This window comes from Duodenibacillus massiliensis (assembly GCF_900128485.1).
Taxonomy (GTDB): Bacteria; Pseudomonadota; Gammaproteobacteria; order Burkholderiales; family Burkholderiaceae_F; genus Duodenibacillus; species Duodenibacillus massiliensis.
This window is the reverse complement of record NZ_LT635860.1, coordinates 39,936-58,889: the sequence shown is the minus strand read 5'-3', so window position 1 is coordinate 58,889 and position 18,954 is coordinate 39,936. Positions and strand designations below refer to the sequence as shown.

The following is an 18,954-nucleotide window of genomic DNA, read 5'->3' as shown; positions in this document are numbered from 1 at the left end:
GTCATGTGTATTGCTCTTCCGATGAAAGTCACGGCCGTTAACGGCACCACCGTGCACTGTGAGCGCACGGGGCGCGCTGAGACCGCGGACGCGTCGATGGTTGAGGGCCTTATCCCCGGAGACTTCGTGCTCGTTTTCCGCAACGAAGTCATCCGCCGCATTGATGAGACCGAAGCCCATCAGATCGAAGCGGCCCTTGCATGCGTGGAAGCTGCGATGACCGGAAAAGCCGCTGACACGGATGCCGCATTTGCCGACATTCTTGCCAATACCGGCAAACTCCCGGAGCATTTGGAGAGAATGCGATCGGCCTAAAGCCTTGCGTTATCCTCATTCGACGGTCCTCGTTGTTTCGGCAGCTGAGGACCGTTTCTTTTATCAGAGACTCTTTTCGTCCGCACGAACGTCGCTTTCGCCGACACAGGTGTCGCTCGGCGCCAAATACCTGATTTGCAAACAACCAATCACACCGGATTTGTACGAAAATTTCGATAAAAATACACTCTTATGTAAAATTTTCGATAACTCTATATTTTTTCCGATATTTAGCAGTCAAAATATATTTTTCCGGATTAGGCGGAAAACGTGGATACAGGGGCCAACAATGCTTTGCGGATATGCCTTTCTTTCAGATCTTTTTGCGCTTAAGCCGCTTTCACTGGCAGAAAAAGCGCGGACAGATACTAAAGTCAACAAGCTTGTAGCGACTGAATCCGGCTTCCTGGTTCCGCCTAAGATGGCCCCGGCAAATACGGTGTTATCCCACCTTATCTTTTCTATAAAGCACGAAGGCATTAATCTCGAGGTACTGTCGCAGGTTCTGCCCCGTCTGGAGCGTTCCGATCTGCAGGCAGCTTTGGATGCAAAACCAAGCAGTGTTCCCTTAAGGAAAATCGGTTGCCTTTGGGAAAACTTCACAGGTAAAGAGCTTATTTATCCCAAACCGTCAGGCAATTACACAGAACTCTTTGATCCTGAGAAATACTTCACGGGCAAAGACATCCGCATTCCCAAATGGCGCATTATTTTTAATGGCTTGGGATCCTTCGCATACTGCCCCGTTGTCAGAAAAACCAACACACTAGACGACAGCAAGGTAGCCGAACTTTTTACCCGCCTGCACGATACGCTCAACGCTTTGCCGGAAGAGCTGATCTCAAGGACTGTCGAGTGGGCCTATCTTTCTGAAACACGCAGCTCCTTTGAAATAGAACGTGAGCTACCGTCGGGAAACAAAGCTGCGCAATTTATGACACTTCTGAAAGCGGCCGCATCATTTGATGCGTTAAACGAAGACATACTTTGCGACATCCAGAACAAAATTGTCCCTGAATTTCATAACCAGGTAGCATGCTACCGGAACATCCAAAATTGGCTCGGATCACGCTTCGGCCCCTTTTCCGCAACACAGGTTACTTACGTTCCCCCTGCTCCCGAGAATCTGGATGATTTGATGACAGGGCTTCTTAAGGTCGCCAATGAAGAACCGGAGAGTATTAACCCTTTAATCGCTGCTTCGGTTGTCTCATTCGGATTCGTATTTCTTCATCCGTTTTTGGACGGTAACGGTCGCCTGAGTCGTTTTCTCATTCATCAGCAGCTGCTTCACCACAATGCCGTAGCCTCTGACAAGGTTGTGCCTGTTTCGGCTGCATTGCTGCAGCACGAGAGACAATATCTCCATGCCTTGGAAGCGTTCTCTGCCCCCTGCCGTGAGCTTTGGAATGTTACTAAGATAGACGATGACAACTATGACTTCCGTTTCAACGGCTCTCTCTCGGCATACAGGTATTGGGATGCGACGGTGCAATGCGAATTTCTGCTTGCAATGATCAGAGAAATTGTGGATAAGTTTTTCCCGGAGGAAATTCAGTTCCTGCAGCGCTACGACAAGCTTTACCGTGTAATGAACAGTCGCTTCAACGTCATCCAGAAAGACCTTGATGTGTTGGTTGCTTCTGCCGTCAGCGCAGGCAGAGTTTCAAAGAACATTCAGAAGAAATACCAGTACAAAGTCCCGGATGGATTTTTTAACGACCTCGAAGCCGAGCTGGCCGCTGTTCTGTCCGAGGATTAATTCTTCAGGCATCGTTTGACACCTGTTCTTCAAAAAAGTGTGTCGAGCCGAAAAGATGCTGTTCAAAACAGATCTTAAATAAGTGCATTTAATCACTTATGGAGGTAAAAATTGCAACTTTTTCATTTTTTCCCTCCACAAACCGCGCTTTTTGCCGCTCGATGGGCTTTCCGCCCAATAATCACCCAGCAAAAAGCCCGACATCTCCAATCAGGAAACATCGGGCTCAGACCGTTCAATTCAGGTAGCCCCAGGCTGCCTGAATCACGGATTACTGCTGCGTGAGTTCAAAAGTCACGATGCGGTTCTTGTCAACAACGTCAAAAAGGTTGCCGCGCTTCACAAGACCTCGGATATCCGTGAATTCAGCCGGAAGGCCGTAAACAGCTTCCACCTTTTCACCAAGAACGTCAATACAGAGAAGCACGTTGAAGTTCTTCGAAACCGCCCAGAGCTTGCCGTTTTCGTAGACCATGCCGGTCACATAGAGTTCACCCAGGTTGCGGTCCTTCTTAAGGTCGGCTGCCGGGATGAATTCGCCGGAAAGCATCCAGTCGCTCATCAGAGCCTTGGAAATGACTAACTTCTTCTTGTTCTTATTGTCAGGCACCGTGGCGGTGAAGACGTAACGGCCGTCCGTGGCGGAAGAATGCACGTAGGAGAACTTCGCGCGTTCCGTGTCGATACGGGCGCGGCCGTAGCCGCCGAGGGCTTCCACCTGATTGCGGCCGGCCGTGAAGTTCGCCCACCCCTTGACGTCGTCGGCCTTATCGTTAAGCCGTGCGCGCAGGATCGACTTATTCATACCCATGAGGACAAAGCCGTCCTTATAGGCGGTGATGCCGACGATATCGAGAACATTCGTGTCAAACCACGGATCCATCTGAGCGGAAACAACGGGCTTCAAAGACTCATCGAGCACCCAGAAATCGTACTTCGAAGCTGCATAGTACTTGCCGTCAATCATCGAAAGCGTATTGATCGGCCGCTTGATGCCGGAAACCGCACGCACGTCCTTCTGAACGAGCTTGCCGGTGAGCGCCACGGGCGCGTTATCCGCATTGTGGTCCCACGTGAGGCCGAGTTTGGCGGTATTGGGGGCATAGGCAAAGTCCGGATCCTTCACGTCGCGCTTACCGAGGAAGTTAATCCCGCCCCACATGCCGTGCCAGCCGTCCGCAGACCATGTCACATACTTCGGGTTAAAGGAGAAGCGCACCGGAGAGCCCTGACCCCAGAACGGAGGCACGCCTGTGGACCACAAGGCCTGGAAGGCGTTGGAGCCGATAATCGCCGCCACAACGATGAAGGCAATCTTGTTAAAACCAGAAAGCGGACGGAAGGGCTTACCTTTGAATTCTTCGATCAACGCATCAAAGCGGGGCGCGAGGAAGACCGCGAGGCCAAAGAGCATCACCACGCACCAGAAGACGATTTCCGCCCAGAACTGCGTGTGGACACCGAAGATATCCAGACCAAAGCCCTGACCGATGTCGCGCGCAGCGTGGTTGCCGAAATGACGGAAGCTCGAATACAGGCCAAGGGCCGCCATCACAAGCATCATCGCGAGATACTTGGGTTTAAAGCCGTAGCGGACCATGAAGAGCGCCACAACGCCGATGTAGGCCATCTGCTGACGCTGCCCCCAGCAGAGTGTGCAGGGGCTGTCACCGAGGAAGTAACCGAGGATGACGTTGGCAATACCCACCGGCAGCAGGACAATCAGAAGTCCGCCCCAGCAGATGATGTCGTAGAAGGTCTTCGCCTTTTTGATGTCCTGACCGTTCACAGGAAGAGAATAATCTGTCATTTGCACTCCTCCTTAAACGTTGGGCATGCCGAAAATGGCGGTCGAAACGTGGCCCACATACATAAAGACCACGGCAAACCAGCTGACAACGGTCAGCCACCACGCGAGCTTTTCTTTTTCCGGCTTAAAGAGAATCAAAAGCACGGCAATAAAAAGCATCACGAACTCTAAAAATTCCATGATGATTTCCTTTGATGGGATTCAATTTTCGTCAGTACCTACGGCAAAAACCGCAGGACAAATGACGTACAGGGAGCGCGAGTGTATGGCAAGTTCGAATCATTTTCAAACGCCTTTCCAGCGCCATGGAGTCAGCCAAACAGCCGAAGCCAGAAACAGCCGCAACGCGTCAAAATCCGAACTTCACGCAAAGGAACTGTCATGACAAAAACCACACTTGCCGCGCTTGTGTGCTCGGCACTGATCGCGGGCTCTGCTCAGGCCTCCGTCACCGTCGAAGGCACAACGTTTGATGACACCTCTGCCGTTGCCGGCCAAAACCTGGTTCTTAACGGCGCAGGACTCAGAAAGAAACTCTTTTTCCGCGTTTACACGGCGGGTCTCTACCTCCCTGCGAAAGCTCAGACGCTAGAGGCCGTTCTCTCGCAGACCGGTGCCGTACGCGTGCGCCTCATTCTCATGCGTAACGTTTCCGCCAAAAGTTTTGTGGATGCACTCAAGGACGGGCTTAAAGACAACACGCCCGAAAAGGAACTTGCCTCCATTGACGCAGAAGTCACGCGGCTTATTGCCGTCATGGACAAAATCGGTGACGTTAAAACCGGTGATGCCGTGGACTTTTCCTTTGACGGAAAGGACACGTCCGTGACGCTTAACGGAAATCTTGTGGGTAACGGCATCGGCGGCCGGGCACTTTTTAACGCGGTGCTGAGAATCTGGATCGGCGCTGACGCCATTGACGATACGTTAAAGGCGGGACTTCTCGGGCAGAAGTAACATTTTCCAAACAAAGAAAGCCGCCGGTGGCCGTCTACAATACGGGCACCACACATTTTTGTCCGTAAGCCCGCCCGCAGCGGGCTCATTCTTGCAACATGCCGGAACCCAAATTTCCACACGTTTTTCCGGACGGCTTTCGTTTGCCGGCGCCCGCACAAAAGACCGACCTTACGGCCGACGCGGGCATCAGTCTCGGGCTTTCTGCCGCCGAAATCGTTCGCAGTGCGCGCGCTGAAAAACGCCTTGCGGTCATCGTCTGCGCCGACGCGGGCGACATGATTAAGCTTGCCGACGAACTCACCTGGTTTGATCCGACGCTGAGAGTCTCCGTGCTCCCCGACTGGGAGACGCTTCCCTACGACACGATGAGTCCGCACGAGGACCTGGTAAGCGAACGGCTTGAGACGCTTTGGAAACTTGTCGTCAACGCCCAGGCGCGGGAAAAGGGCGCCGAAAGCAAAGCCCACTGCGACGTGATTCTCACGTCGGCCGCAACCGCTTCGCAGCGGCTTGCGCCCCCCTCTTTTATTTTGGGGTCGTCTTTTTTCTACAAAAAGGGGCAGCAACTTGACGTCGGGGTCTTGCGCACCAACCTCGTGCAGGCCGGGTACGGGAGCGTCGAGCAGGTCATGGCTCCGGGCGAATTCTGTGTGCGCGGCGGGATCGTCGACGTCTTTCCGATGGGGTCGCAAGCCCCCTTCCGGCTCGACCTTTTTGACGACGAGATTGAAACGATCCGCACGTTTGACACGGAAACGCAGCGCTCGGGCGACGATATCGACGAAATCCGCATCCTCCCCGGACACGAATTTCCGATGGATGAAGCCGCACGCAACGCCTTTCGCTCAGCCTGGCGCGAAACCTTCCCGGGTGACCCCAATAAGTCCGTTGTGTATAAGGACATGGGACAAGGCATTGCCGCCGCCGGCATCGAATACTATCTGCCGCTTTTTTTCAAAGAAACGGCAACGCTGGCGGACTACCTTCCCGCCGACACCCTCATTGTCTTGTCCGGTGACGTCAATCAGGCCTTAACCCGCTTTCACACGGAAATCACCGACCGCTGGCGTTTCCTCTCGCACGATGAAGAGCGCCCGGCACTTGCGCCCGAACGGATTGCCGATGCGCCGGACGCGTTTTTCACGCATCTTGCGCGCTTTGCCAGGCTCGCGCTTAAAACGCAGCCCGCAGCCGCAGCACTTTCGGTGACCGTGAACCGCAACGCGGCCGACCCCTTTGCGGGGCTCAAGACCTACCTCACGAAGGCCCGCCTCCAGAAGCGCCGCGTTTTAATCTGCACGACGAGCACGGGCCGCACTGCGCGCATTGAGGAAATGCTCGCGCAAAACGACTTCAAGATGGCTTGTGCCGGCAACTTCACGGCGTTTTTGGAAAGTACGGCGCCTTTGATGATGTCCGTGGGGCCTGCGGCCGAAGGCTTTGAAGCCGAAGCCCCCGCCCTTGCGCTTATCACCGAAAACGAACTTTACGACATCAGAGCCGTCAAGCGCCGCTCGCGCATCAAGGATTCCACGACGCGCGTTGAGGCGGTGATCCGTGATATTTCGGAACTTAAACCCGGCGACCCCGTCGTGCATCTTGATCACGGCGTGGGGCGCTATGTAGGGCTTGAGTCGCTCACTAGCGACGAAGGTCCGTCGGAATTCGTGCGTATTGACTACGCCAACGACGCCAAACTCTACGTTCCCGTGTCGCAGCTGCATTTAATCAGCCGCTACACGGGCGCAGACGCCGAACACGCCCCCATGCATTCGCTCGGGCGCGGCGACTGGGAAAAAGCAAAGAAAAAAGCCGCGCAGAAGGTGCGCGATACGGCAGCGGAACTCTTGAACCTCTACGCCGTACGTGAATCACGAAAAGGCTTTGCCTTTGAAAAGCACGCCAAAGACTATGAAGCCTTCTGCGAGGGTTTTGCCTTTGAGGAAACCCCGGATCAGGCTGCTGCCATTGACGCCGTGATCGGGGACATGCTCGCCGCCAAACCCATGGACCGGCTGGTGTGCGGGGACGTGGGGTTCGGGAAAACCGAAGTCGCGCTGCGCGCCGCGTTTGTGGCTGCAATGAACGGCAAACAGGTGGCGGTTCTCTGCCCCACGACGCTTCTGGCGGAACAGCACGCGCAGACCTTCCGCGACCGCTTTGCCGCCTGGCCCGTAAAGATTGCCGAGCTCTCGCGTTTTAGGTCCGGCAAAGAAACCACGCAGGCGATTGAAGGCTTAAAAGCGGGCACCATTGATATTGCCGTCGGCACCCACAAGCTTTTAAGTGAAAAAGTAGAATTTGCACGCTTAGGGCTCGTCGTAATCGACGAAGAACACCGGTTCGGCGTCAGGCAGAAAGAGCGGCTGAAGGCTCTGAGAGCCGAAGTGGACGTCTTGACGCTCACGGCAACGCCCATTCCGAGAACGCTTGCGATGAGCCTTGAGGGAATCCGCGACTTTTCCGTGATTGCCACAGCCCCGCAAAAGCGCCTTGCGATTAAAACCTTTGTGCGGCGCGAAAGCGATGAATTGATCCGCGAAGCCGTGATCCGTGAACTTAAGCGCGGCGGTCAGGTCTATTTTCTGCATAACGAAGTGGACACGATTCAGGCCCGCTTTGAAAGGCTCTCAAAGCTTCTGCCTGAAGCGCGCATTGCGGTCGCGCACGGCCAGATGGGCGAAAGAGAACTCGAGCACATCATGCGCGACTTTTATCAGCAGCGCTACAACGTGCTTCTGTGTACCACGATCATTGAAACGGGGATTGATGTTGCTAACGCCAACACCATCCTCATTCACCGGGCGGATATGTTTGGCCTCGCGCAGCTGCACCAGTTGCGCGGACGCGTGGGCCGCAGCCACCATCAGGCCTATGCGTATCTGATGACTCCGGGCGAAGAAGCGATTACCAAAAATGCCCAGAAGCGCCTGGACGCCATTCAAAACCTCGAAGATTTGGGAAGCGGCTTTTACCTTTCCATGCACGACCTTGAAATCCGCGGTGCGGGTGAAGTGCTCGGGGACGAACAAAGCGGCGAAATGGCGCAGGTGGGCTTTGACCTTTACAGCCAGATGTTGAAAAGCGCCGTAAAGGCTCTTAAGCGCGGCGAAACGCCAGACTTTGAAGCGCCCTTTGCCTCGATGAGCGAAATCAACCTTCATATGCCGGCGGTCCTTCCCGCGGACTATGTGCCCGATGTGGCCGTGCGTCTGGGGCTCTACAAAGAACTTGCAGCGGCCGACAACCTCACCGATTTGGAGCGCACGATTGACGACATCAACGACCGGTTCGGCAGGCTCCCCGATGCCGCCAAGGCCCTCATTGCCGTGCACCGTTTGAGAATTGCCGCGACGCGCATCGGGATCAGCAAGATTGACGCCGCCGACACGGCAATCGTCTTTACGTTTAAGGAAAAGCCGCGGTTTGAACCGATCGCACTCATTAAACTCTTACAAAGCCGCAGGGATCTCAAAATGCTCGGCCCCCAAAAGATGCGCATGACCGCAGCAACCACGGATCTGGAAACAAGGCTCAGAGCGATCCGCACGATCACAAATCCCCTGCTGGCAGCAAGTCCGGAGACAGAATAAATGACAGAAACCATCAAAACCACGGCGCAGCGCCCCTTGCGGCGCAGGGACCGTCAGCTTACCGAAGATGAGGCGCTTCAGATTGTCCGTCACGCCCCGCATGCCGTTTTAAGTACGGCTGACGCCGCGGGCGTTCCCTACGGAGTACCGGTAAACGCCGTTTACGCCGAAGGCAACGTTTACTGGCACGGGACATTCATGAAAAGCCGCAAGGGCGACAACATTGACGCGAATCCCAAGGTTTCGCTTTGCTTTGTTGCGTACGAAGCGGTGGACGTCCCGGCTTATTCGGTGAATTACGCCAGTGCCGTTTTAGAAGGCACCGCAAGCCGCATCACCGATGCCCGGGAGCGTAAAGAGGCTGCGTTACTGATTTGTGCGCAGCACGTGCCCGGACAGTCGGCTGAACAAAATTCTGCCTACTACGACCGCGAGGGCGACACGGTTGAGGTCTGGAAAATGACCGTGACACGCATTTCCGGTAAGTCCCGCGGCTGGGACAAAATTAAACCGCTGCTGACCCGTTCGTAATCCCAAAAGAAAAAGGAAACCATCCATGCCGGCTCAAAGCAATTTTGTCTGTCTCGCGCCCTTTTTTGACGACGCCTTTATCCGGGAAACACGGGAACTCTTGACGGCGCACGCCGTTCTCACGGGGCCGGGCGTTGTGCGCTTTACGGACGTGACGCCCGAGGAGAGCGTGCGCGACGCTGCGAAGGCAAAAGCGGCTGAAGCGCACTGCGACTCAGTCTTTACGCCGGGCGAACTGATGCTCGCGTCCTTTAAGGCCTTTTTCTTTGACATGGATTCAACGCTCGTCACAACGGAAACCTTGGACGAAATGGCGGAAATCTGCGGCACCGGCGAAGAGTGCGCGAGAATCACCGCGGGCACAATGCAAGGGACCATCAAAAATTACGCCGAAAGCCTCAGGGCACGCGTGGCGCTTCTCAAAGGCCACGACGCGCAGGCGCTTGAGACCGTACGGGCACACACAAAAATCAATCCGGGTGTGCCCGAACTATTGAAAGCCCTTCACGCGCACGGCGTTAAAACCTATGTCTTAAGTTCCGGCTTTACCGCGATGACAAAGCCCTTGGCCGAATCGCTCGGCATGACGGGTTACCACAGTAACGTCATCGGCATTGAAAACGGACTCTTTACCGGAGAGGTCACGGGCCCGGATAACGGCCCCATTATCAACGCCGCAGGGAAACTCGCCTTTGTGGAAAAAACGATGAAGGCACTGGGGGCGACGCCGCGCGAAGCTGTCTGCTGCGGGGACGGCAGCAACGACATTCTGATGGTTTCGGCCGCGGGCCTGGGTGTGGGGTTTCGGCCCAAGAAGGTGCTCCGCCCCTACTGCGGCATTACGCTTGATAACTGCGGGTTTGACGCGCTCTTAAAACTTTTTGCCGAAACGGCTCCGCGACTTGAAGCCTACACGGAATAACGCCATGGCGGTGCTCTCCTACTTTCCTGCGGCCTGCGTCTTTACGGTGGAAGTCACCGCGGATGCCCCGGTCGGGCTCACGCTTTATAAAGTTCCCGGGCCCGCGGCCAAAGCTCTGGGAAGCCTCATGGTGAACTGGGGCGACGGCACCGATGAGGCTTTAACCTGCGTTGCGGGCATTGCCGATATTGAGGCGATGGCCGAAGACGACAACTTCACGGCTCTTGCGCACTTTACCCACAGCTACAAAACGCCCGGGCGCTACCAGGTGAGAATCGGCTGCGCGGGCGGGTTTCTGCCGCTTGCGCAACTGCCGGACGAAACGGTTTCCATTGACGCCGCTTTACCCAAACTCACGCGCGGCGAAACGGATGCCCGAGGCCGCGTTTTGCCCTCTGACACCCTGCCGCAGCTTGTAAAACCCGCGGCGGGTGCGGCGCATGCGAAACTCGCGTCCGTCGTACCCGACCTTTTGGCCGCCAACCCCGAGATTTCAGTGCTTGATCACGCATTTGAAGCGGTGTCGGTGACGCACGTCGCGCCGGGCCTTTTTTCGCCGCTCAAATACATCGCGTCGGCCGCGTCCGTTTTTGAAAATTCGCTTCTTACCGAAATTCCCGCGGGGCTTCTTTCAGCCTGTGATGCAGACTCCTACGTGCGCCGCGCCTTTGCGGGGTGCCCCATCTCGCGCATGGCCAATCCCTTTGCTGGCGAGGCGGTACCCTACTGTTCCGAGGAGCTGATGGCAGGCGCTGCTCCGCAGTTTTTTGCGCCCTTTAAGCGCGAAGACAGGCCGGACTTGGGGTGGGTAAGGCCTGACGCCAACGAAACCGACCCTGCCTTTGAGTTTGAGGTAACGGTGAAGGCGGGCGTTGACACACCCGTCGTCCGTTTTTACCCCATGGATACCGCCGCGCCCGGGGACTTTCTCATTGACTGGGGCGACGGCACGTCAGAGCGCATCGCTTTTGAGGCGGCGCCTGAAATCCGGCACACGTGGGAAAAAACCGGGCACTACCGCGTGCGGCTGATGAGCACGATTGCCGAACCCGTGCGGCCCTTCAGGCTTACGGCCTGCGTGCGGCGCATCTATTCGGCCCTGCCGGATTTTTATCCCCGAGACGCCGCGAACTGCGGAGACTTCACAGGGTGGGCCGCGGACTGCCGGGAACTCATTTCCGTTCCGGAGCACCTCTTCCGTGCGATTGCGGGCGACATCCGCGTTTTTGATGAAGCCTTTGCGGGGTGCATCCGCCTTGAAGAAGCCCCTGACCGGCTCTTGGAAGGCATTGCCCCGGACGTTTCCGTCACCGGTGCCTTTGCTTTCTGTAAACGCCTGATGCGGCTGCCTCGCTCCTACGCCGAGCGCAGCCGCAATAAGCGCCTGGACGCCTGGGCCTCGCCCTTGTCTGAGAGAAGCGACACCGAAGGAGAAACGCTGTGAGTAACGACGTACTGACACTTGCCTTGACGGTGCACGAGCGCAAAAAAGACGTTGCCGTGCGGTTTAACCGCGTGGCGCACCTCTCGCCCGAATTAAGCTGGGTGACTCTGACGATTGACGGGGAAAAACGCCGCCTGCAGCTTCGTGAAGACGACGAGTTTGCGTATGTGAAGACCTTTTTAAAGGGCGAACATACGATGACCCTTGACTTCGGGGGCGTCTGGCCCGCAGGGCTTGTGACGTTACCCGAAGAAACCACGGCGCTCACGGAGATTCTCCCGGTGATTGCTGACTGCGCGACGCTTGAGCCGCTTGCGGCCGGAAGTCTCACGACGCCGGAGACGCCGCTCACAAACCTCACCACAATTTACGCGAGCTTTTTTGCCCACAACGCGCAGCTTAAAGACCTCACAGGCTTTTTTGCCGGGACCAACTCCCTTACGACAGTTCCCGAGTCACTCTTTTTCCCGCTCATTTACGCGGAAAACTTCACGCGCGTTTTTGCGGGCGCGGGCCTCACGGAAGTCCCCGAGCAGCTTTTTCACGGTAACCCCAGGGCAGCGGACTTCACCGAAAGCTTCAGGGGGTGCGGAAAACTCACAAAACTCCCCGGACGGCTTTTTTCCGCCAACCCCGATGCACTCGTTTTTACGAGGACCTTTGCCGAAACAGGACTCGCGGAACTGCCTGAAAACCTCTTTCAGGGCACAGCCAAAGGCGGATGGTTTACCGAAACCTTTAAGCACACGCCCGTGAAATACGTGCCTGAAGGATTGATGTCGGGGCTCTCCCCCTCCAGCGTTGACGGGATGTTTGAGCCCGCGGGGCGCGCAGAGCGCGATCCGGAATTTTTAAAGGCCGGCCCCGTTTTGCCGCGGGGTTTTCTGCTTGACACCATCCGAAGCGACGGCGTGCCCGTGAAATCACGCCGCAGCCTGTGATTACTTTTTGACGCACGTCCAAAAAGGGCGCATCAGGTAACCGAAAACGGGCTTAATCCACGCGTAAAATCAGAACATTCTTTTACGTGTTGTTACCTATGGGCGGCACCTCCGCCCATTTTACATTATGTCTGTTTTTGTGATCATTGCCGTTGCCATCATCGCGCTTGTGGTGATGCTCCGGTTTAAAGTACCGCTCGGCCCCGCGATTTTGGGTAGCGGCCTCATCCTCTGGGTCTTCACAAACCCCGCGCCGCACCTTATCTGGGACGCCGCGGTGCAGATGGTGACGCAGTCGCGCACCTGGGACCTGCTGGCAGCCCTTTACTTTGTGGTGTGCCTTGAGATTGAATTGAGAAAAAGCGGGTGCCTCGCCGGTATGGTGGAGTACCTCAAACAGCTCACCCCGAACAAAAAGATTTCGCTTGCAGTGATGCCCGCGTTTCTGGGGCTTTTGCCTTCGATCGGCGGCGCGCGGTTTTCCGCGCCCATCGTGGAAAAAGTCGCGCAGGGCGAAACGATCAGCGAAAACCGCCTGGCAGCCATTAACTTTTGGTTCCGGCACATTTTTGAATTCTCAAGCCCCATTGTCCCGGGCATGATTCTCGCGTGCGCGATTGCGCAGGTGCCGGTCGGCACCGTCATCATGCATCTGGCGTGGCTCACGGCCGCCGCGTTTATTCTCGGCTGGCTCGTGCTTCTTGCGGGCGTGAAACTTAAACCCGAAGCGCGCCCGGAAATTTCAAAACAGGAATTAAGTAAAGAACGTCACGACTTTGCGCTTTCTTTTTCGCCCATTATCTTTGCGCTCATTCTGATGCTCGCCTTCGGCCTTAACGCAGGTGTTGCGATGGGGATTACCTCGGTCATTACGCTCGCGGTGCTTTACATCTGCAAGCGCCCGGTGCCTGTGACCGAAGTCTTCATCGGCGCAATTGAAAAGCGCCTTTTCCGCGACGTCTTCTGCATCTTCCTTTTCATTGCGCTGCTTGACGTCACGGGCGTGATGCCGCAGATTGTGAAGGCCGTGACCGGGGCTCCCCTTTCCACCTACTGGATCATTGCGATTCTGAGCTTTATCGTGGGCGTTTTAACGGGGCTTTCCCAAGGGCACGTCGCGATCGTGATGCCCATTGTCGCCGCAATCGCGCCGGGAAACCTCGATCTATTGAGCATTGCCCTTGTCTGCGGCGTGGGCGGCCAGATGCTCACCCCCACGCACATGTGTCTCATCATTACGCTTAACTACTTTAAGGCGGACTTCTTTAAGACACTGTGGCCGTGCTTTATCTGCCAGACGGCGCTCTTTATTCTCTTCGGGCTCTCGGTGTGGCTTTTCCCGGCCGCATAGCCTGTTTTTAAAGTATCGGATAGGAGGCGGGGCTAGGCCCCGCCGTCCTTCCACACCACCGCCCGTACCGATCTGGTAGGCACTGCTCACGCAGTGTTTTACGGCGGTTTTCATAGTTTTACCTTCCCATACCGTTAACTCGGTGCATACCGAGCCAACTCCACCCATTCTTCTTCAGAATACCATTGGTCAGCTTGGTCGAGAGAATTTGGCTGTGTGCAACCCGCCAGGCGCCTTTTCGGGTATTGGCCCATTTATGAGCCGTCTCTTCATCGCACCCAAGCTGGAGTAACGCCCTCCTTCTCGTCCTTACCTTCTTCCACGGGTGTGTTTAGATTTTTGTGTCTAGCGCGGGTTTACGGTTGAGCTTGTTGGCTCGCTAACAGGGGTATTTAACCCCAGGTACTTCGGGGCTATCATGAAGCCATGTCGCTCGAGCTCACCAGCAACGAAATACTCACCACACCGACCGATACTTTGTTTGTCTTTTTGCATCTTTGTTGAAACAGAAGTCTGATAACAAAAAGGGAATGGTAGTCCGCCATTCCCATTTAGGTCGTTTCTCGACAAATCAAGTATCAATTGACAAACGATGCAATACCTTATCTTGGCTTAATCGCGGGCTTCTTCGCAGGCGGCGACGTCGCCCGCGTTATTCACGGCTTCCATAAAGGCAGTGATCTTGGCGGGGTCCTTCACGCCCACAGCAGATTCAACACCGCTGGCCACATCCACGGCCCAGGGCGAAAGCGTGCGGATCGCCTCGCAGACGTTCTCTGCGGTTAAGCCGCCCGCGACAATGAGGGGCTTGGTGATACGGCTTCGCACGGATGCGACCGCCTGCCAGTCAAAGGACATACCCGTGCCGCCGCGGGTGACGCCTGCGGCGTCCGCCAAGAGAGCCGCTGCCATCGGGTAGTCGTTTTGCGCCTCGGTGAGGCGCTCAGGCTTATCGATACTCACAGCCTTGATGTAACGGACATGAAACTGATCGCAGAAGGCGCGGGATTCGTTGCCGTGAAACTGCAGCGTCGCATCCGGCACAAACGAGAGGTACTCACGCACCTCCTCGGCCTTGGGGTTCACAAAGAGAAGAACCTTAGTGACCGACGGGGGCACGAGGCTTGCAAGGCTCATCAGCCTTGAGGGCGACACAAAGCGGGGACTGCCCGCATAACAGATAAAGCCCACGGCATCGGCGCCGGCATCCACCGCCGCCACCACATCGTCTTCCCGGGTAATGCCGCAGATCTTGACGCGCACACGCTGGGTATCATCAGCCGCAGATTTGGAAAAAAGCATACAGACCTCTACACGCCGCACAGTTTTCACCCGGGCTGATTGTGTCGACCCAGAAAAAAACTGCGGGGAAACCCCCACGTTTTGGTAATCATGTGAGGGGTCGGTTTCGAACTTTTTGGATTACGGGCGAATGCTACGAGAGTCCGAAGCAAAGGTAAATACCGTGAACAACCTAGACAAATTGCGGCCAAAGGCCGTAACGGCGCGGTTTTCGCAGCCCTGTCAGGAAAATTTCTGTCTCAGAGACCGTAGGTGTTGCGGGAACGTTTGGATACCAAAAGATAAAGCGTTGCCAAAACCGTGCAGCCTGTGACGATTTCAGCGCTCATGAGCTCCGTTGCCCTCTGCGAAAATACCGCGAGCCACTCGTTTAAAGGGCCGGCGCACCACATGAGAATCACCCCGAACCAAAACGCGCGCCTGGTGCGCCCCGTGACAAAGCGGTGAATGGCGGCCATAAAAAGGATGCTGCCGGCAATGCCCGGAGTGCCGTGGCGCACGACGTCGGCGGCCGTGGCGCCCGCGGGGCTCTGGCCGTTAACGAAAATCAGGATGTTGGCGGCACTTGCCGCATCAATGACGACCATTGCAAAACAAAAGATGACGGTCAGAAGCAGTCCCCCCTTGACGCCGTTGGGGCGTACGTTTCGGGCGGCCGGGATTTTGCGCGCAGTCATCCAGAGCGAATGCACGATCAGAATGCAGAAAAACAAAAGGGCTGCCGAGCCCACAAACTGAAGACTTTCTTCGCTCATAACTCTTTGAATCCTTACCGATGCGTCTGCCGCAGGCGCAGATTATTGCCGAAACACCCGCGCGCTGACAAAGGGTTTTTACGGATATCGATGCCGAATTTCGAAATTTTTGGGATTGATCGGCATTTTACGTGGTTTTACCTATCTCAAGTCCATCATTTTGAGGTGTTAGCCCCGAGGGATTGTCGTCGGTCGGGATGAGTACTTTGGGTATACCGATAGAGGTAAACAAGGCCTAATCTCTGCTATAAGACAAAGTCGCGGATTTCTGGGTCGACACAGCCTCTGCCCAGGGAGCAAAACGACTGTCTTTCAACAAGAACGAAAAGGAAGGAGTGTTACTTATGACCGATATTTCCCGCCGCTCACTTTTGGGTACCGCCGCTGCCCTGGGGCTGGGTCCTGTGGCTTCTGCCGCCATGGCCGGTGTTTCTGCACCGCAAAAGTGGGACCGCACCGTCAATTTCCTCATCATCGGTACGGGCTTTGCAGGCCTTGCCGCGGCTCTTGAAGCCCATGAACAGGGCATGAAAAGCGTGCTCGTTGTAGACAAGATGCCCACCTACGGCGGCAACTCCATCATTAACGGCGGCGCCATTGCCGCAGCCGGCACCGACATGCAGAAAAAAGCCGGCATCAAGGATAACGCCGACCTCCTTTACAGCGACATCATGAAGGCGGGCGGCGGTCTTGCGCACCCGCAGCTTGCGCGCCACATTGCGGATGAATCCGTTGCGAACTACGAATGGCTGCGCGACAAGATCGGCGTGAAATTTAAGGCCGTCACCTACCACGGCGGTCACTCCGTACCCCGCAGCCACGCTGTGGTGGAAAACACCGGCGCCGGTTTCATTAACCCGATGTACAAGAAGTGCCAGGAATACGGTATCCCCGTTGAACTGCGCACGATCGTTGACGATTTCGTTGTCGGCAAGAACGGCGAGGTCCTGGGCGTCAAGGTCCGCACCCGCTACCGCTTCGGTAAGGAAGATTCCGGCCGCGTGCAGTACATCCGTGCCGTAAACGGCGTGCTGATTGCCTCGGGCGGCTTCGCGCAGAACGTGCGTATGCGTACCGACCACGATCCGCGTCTGACCGCTGCGTTTACCTCCACCAACCACCCCGGTGCCACCGGCGAAGTAATTCAGAGCGCCCAGATGATCGGCGCCAACACCATTCAGATGGACTGGATTCAGCTCGGTCCCTGGACAAGCCCCGACGAAAAGGGCTTCGGTCTGGCTCCTCTCTTTGTGGAATCCACGGTGGGTTACGGCCCGATGGTTGACCCCGCCACCGGCAAGCGCTTCATTAAGGAAACCGGCAACCGTAAGGTCCGCGCTGACGCCATTGTTGCGCTCGGCCACCCGGTTCTCATCTACGCCTGCGAAAAGAACGTCATGAACAAGGTCGTCGGCCACAATATGACGCCTGAAATGTTCAAGAAGGTTCAGGAGCGCGGCACGATCCGCAAGTTCAATACCCTGAAGGAACTCGCTGACTTCTACAAGATCCCCTACGACGTTCTCGAGAAGGAAAACGCGAAGTTCAACGGCTACATGAAGGCGAAGAAAGACCCGGACTTCGACTGCATGTTCTTCAATGACGGCGTGCCCAACGAAGTCGGTCCCTTCTACGCCTGCCGTCTGTGGCCGCGCGTGCACCACTGCATGGGTGGTCTCGAGATCAACAACGAAGCCCAGGTAATCGACGCCCGCGGCAAGGTGATCCCGAACCTCTACGCTGCCGGTGAAGCCACGGGCGGTGTGCACGGCATGGTCCGTCTCGGCACCGTTGCCGTTGCCGACTGCACGATCTTCGGCCGCACCGCAGCCCGTACGGCTGTGAAGCTCTCGAAGAAGTAATTCGTGAACCTGTAAGCGCTGCATCCCCGCCGGAAAGTCCTGCGGGGACACAGCGCTTTCGGCGTTTTCTCAGACACAACAGCGCCAAGTCCTCCGATTGAAGGCGGACTTGGTTGCAGCAAAACAAAAAAAGGATGTTTTTAAATGAAAAAGACTCTTCTGGCGCTCTCCGTGACGGGCGCTCTGGTGAGCGCCGCAGGCGCTGCCCCTCAGGTTGAGGTTTACGGGCTCCTTGATACCGGCGTGAGCTACGTGCACACCGACGCCGACATCGCAGGCGTTGCCGATACCGACACGTTCTCCATGACCAACGCCCAGGAATTCGGCTCCCGCTGGGGTCTTCGCGGCGTTGAAGATCTCGGTAACGGCTACAAGGTGGGCTTTACCCTGGAGTCCGGCATTGAATCCGATACGGGTGCTCTGGATACGAAACAGGGTGGCAAGCTCTTCGGCCGCGAAGCGCACCTCAATATTTCCGGCCCCTTCGGTAAGGTCTGGATGGGTCTGATGCCCGTCTTCGGCAGCGTGCTCGGTGAAAACGGTCTCTTCCGCGCGATCGATCCCCTCTTTGCCAACTACACGCAGGGCTTGAGCTCCGGTTTTGCTTCGGCTTCGATTTGGACACGCGTTGACAATGCGTTTGCCTACCGTACGCCCACCTTCGGCGGCCTCACCGGCTACGCCATGTACTCTCTGAAGATGAACACCAGTGCCGGCGAAGAAGGTAAGGCTGATGCTGACCGCTATGCCTCTTTGGCTGCCCGCTATGTGAACGCCGGTCTTGAAGCCGTTTTGGTCGCCGACACCACCCTTTACGGTAATGCCCGTACCGGCGCTAACGCTCACGAAGATGACGGCATGACCGTGACCCTGGGCGGCAACTACACCTTTGACAACGGCTTTAAGGTGATCGTTTTCGGCCAGTACTTCAAGGACCAGGAATTGAACGTCAACGCCCGCGGCGGTGTTGCCAAGAGCGGCATCATTAATCTTGTCCATGGCTACGGCTTCGTGGACGGCTGGGGTGCAAGCCTCGGCGTGAACTATCCCTTGGCGGGCGGCGTCATCAAGGGCCAGCTGAGTTACCGCGACATGGATAACGACGCTGACGTTGACTTCACGCGCCTGTCTGTCGCAGCCGGTTACGACTACCCCGTTTCCAAGCGTACTGCCCTCTACGTGATGGCCGGCTACTCTCAGGAAAAGGTGGAAGACAACAAGGCTAAGACCGATGCCACCCCGAACGGCTATGAACTCACGGCCGGTATCGTGCACCGCTTCTGATTCTGACTGATCAGATCGGTTGAATTGACGGGAGTCTGCTCTTTAAGGCAGGTTCCCGTTTTTTCGCAATGCCGCTTAAAGAAATCCGGAAAAATATTTTTTTTGTGAATCCTTAATAATCA

15 protein-coding genes are annotated in these 18,954 nt (G+C 56.1%); 11 read left to right on the top strand and 4 right to left on the bottom strand.

What is annotated here, in order from left to right; all coding sequences use genetic code 11:
* Positions 1–3: 3 nt before the first annotated feature.
* Both BQ7486_RS05810 and BQ7486_RS05805 read left to right on the top strand, forming a co-directional pair.
* A complete protein-coding gene (locus tag BQ7486_RS05810) occupies positions 4–315 on the top strand; it encodes a HypC/HybG/HupF family hydrogenase formation chaperone (RefSeq protein WP_074009319.1) in 312 nt (103 codons plus the stop codon).
* Positions 316–604: 289 nt separating this feature from the next.
* Positions 605–2,077, top strand: coding sequence for a Fic family protein (locus BQ7486_RS05805; protein WP_022373961.1), 1,473 nt, complete (start codon positions 605–607; stop codon positions 2,075–2,077).
* 271 nt (positions 2,078–2,348) lie between these two features.
* On the opposite strand, the gene dsbI is transcribed toward BQ7486_RS05805, so the two are convergent.
* Together dsbI and dba are read right to left on the bottom strand one after the other, a co-directional pair.
* A complete protein-coding gene (dsbI, locus tag BQ7486_RS05800; protein ID WP_074009318.1) occupies positions 2,349–3,887 on the bottom strand; it encodes a disulfide bond formation protein DsbI in 1,539 nt (512 codons plus the stop codon).
* 12 nt (positions 3,888–3,899) lie between these two features.
* Positions 3,900–4,067, bottom strand: coding sequence for a disulfide bond formation protein Dba (dba, locus tag BQ7486_RS05795; RefSeq protein WP_074009317.1), 168 nt, complete (start codon positions 4,065–4,067; stop codon positions 3,900–3,902).
* 201 nt (positions 4,068–4,268) lie between these two features.
* Between dba and BQ7486_RS05790 the strand changes: the two genes are divergently transcribed.
* From BQ7486_RS05790 to BQ7486_RS05760, 7 genes are all read left to right on the top strand, one after another.
* Positions 4,269–4,844 (top strand): chalcone isomerase family protein, encoded by a 576-nt coding sequence (locus tag BQ7486_RS05790; RefSeq protein ID WP_074009316.1) that lies wholly within the window; start codon positions 4,269–4,271, stop codon positions 4,842–4,844.
* Between the two features lie 98 nt (positions 4,845–4,942).
* A complete protein-coding gene (gene mfd / locus BQ7486_RS05785) occupies positions 4,943–8,440 on the top strand; it encodes a transcription-repair coupling factor (protein ID WP_074009315.1) in 3,498 nt (1,165 codons plus the stop codon).
* Entirely contained in the window at positions 8,441–8,971 is a 531-nt protein-coding gene (locus BQ7486_RS05780) for a pyridoxamine 5'-phosphate oxidase family protein (RefSeq protein WP_074009314.1), read from the top strand.
* Between the two features lie 25 nt (positions 8,972–8,996).
* Entirely contained in the window at positions 8,997–9,893 is an 897-nt protein-coding gene (gene serB / locus BQ7486_RS05775) for a phosphoserine phosphatase SerB (protein ID WP_074009313.1), read from the top strand.
* Positions 9,894–9,897: 4 nt separating this feature from the next.
* On the top strand, positions 9,898–11,337 hold the full coding sequence (locus BQ7486_RS05770) for a hypothetical protein (protein WP_074009312.1): 1,440 nt from the start codon (positions 9,898–9,900) through the stop codon (positions 11,335–11,337).
* Complete coding sequence (locus tag BQ7486_RS05765; RefSeq protein ID WP_074009311.1) at positions 11,334–12,278, top strand: hypothetical protein; 945 nt, start codon at positions 11,334–11,336, stop codon at positions 12,276–12,278. The genes BQ7486_RS05770 and BQ7486_RS05765 overlap by 4 nt, the downstream gene beginning before the upstream one ends.
* A 127-nt stretch (positions 12,279–12,405) precedes the next feature.
* A complete protein-coding gene (locus BQ7486_RS05760) occupies positions 12,406–13,629 on the top strand; it encodes a DUF401 family protein (RefSeq protein ID WP_022373952.1) in 1,224 nt (407 codons plus the stop codon).
* 612 nt (positions 13,630–14,241) lie between these two features.
* Here the strand turns inward: BQ7486_RS05760 and BQ7486_RS05755 are convergent.
* Together BQ7486_RS05755 and BQ7486_RS05750 are read right to left on the bottom strand one after the other, a co-directional pair.
* Complete coding sequence (locus BQ7486_RS05755; protein WP_074009309.1) at positions 14,242–14,931, bottom strand: phosphoribosylanthranilate isomerase; 690 nt, start codon at positions 14,929–14,931, stop codon at positions 14,242–14,244.
* Positions 14,932–15,170: 239 nt separating this feature from the next.
* Positions 15,171–15,686: a hypothetical protein gene (locus BQ7486_RS05750; protein WP_074009308.1), complete on the bottom strand. Its 516-nt coding sequence runs from the start codon at positions 15,684–15,686 to the stop codon at positions 15,171–15,173.
* Between the two features lie 344 nt (positions 15,687–16,030).
* On the opposite strand from BQ7486_RS05750, the gene BQ7486_RS05745 reads away from it, so the two are divergent.
* Entirely contained in the window at positions 16,031–17,548 is a 1,518-nt protein-coding gene (locus tag BQ7486_RS05745) for a flavocytochrome c (RefSeq protein ID WP_022372417.1), read from the top strand.
* A 144-nt stretch (positions 17,549–17,692) separates the two neighbouring features.
* The gene (locus tag BQ7486_RS05740) at positions 17,693–18,832 is read left to right on the top strand and encodes a porin (protein WP_022372416.1); all 1,140 of its coding nucleotides are present in this window, start codon (positions 17,693–17,695) and stop codon (positions 18,830–18,832) included.
* Positions 18,833–18,954 lie beyond the last annotated feature (122 nt).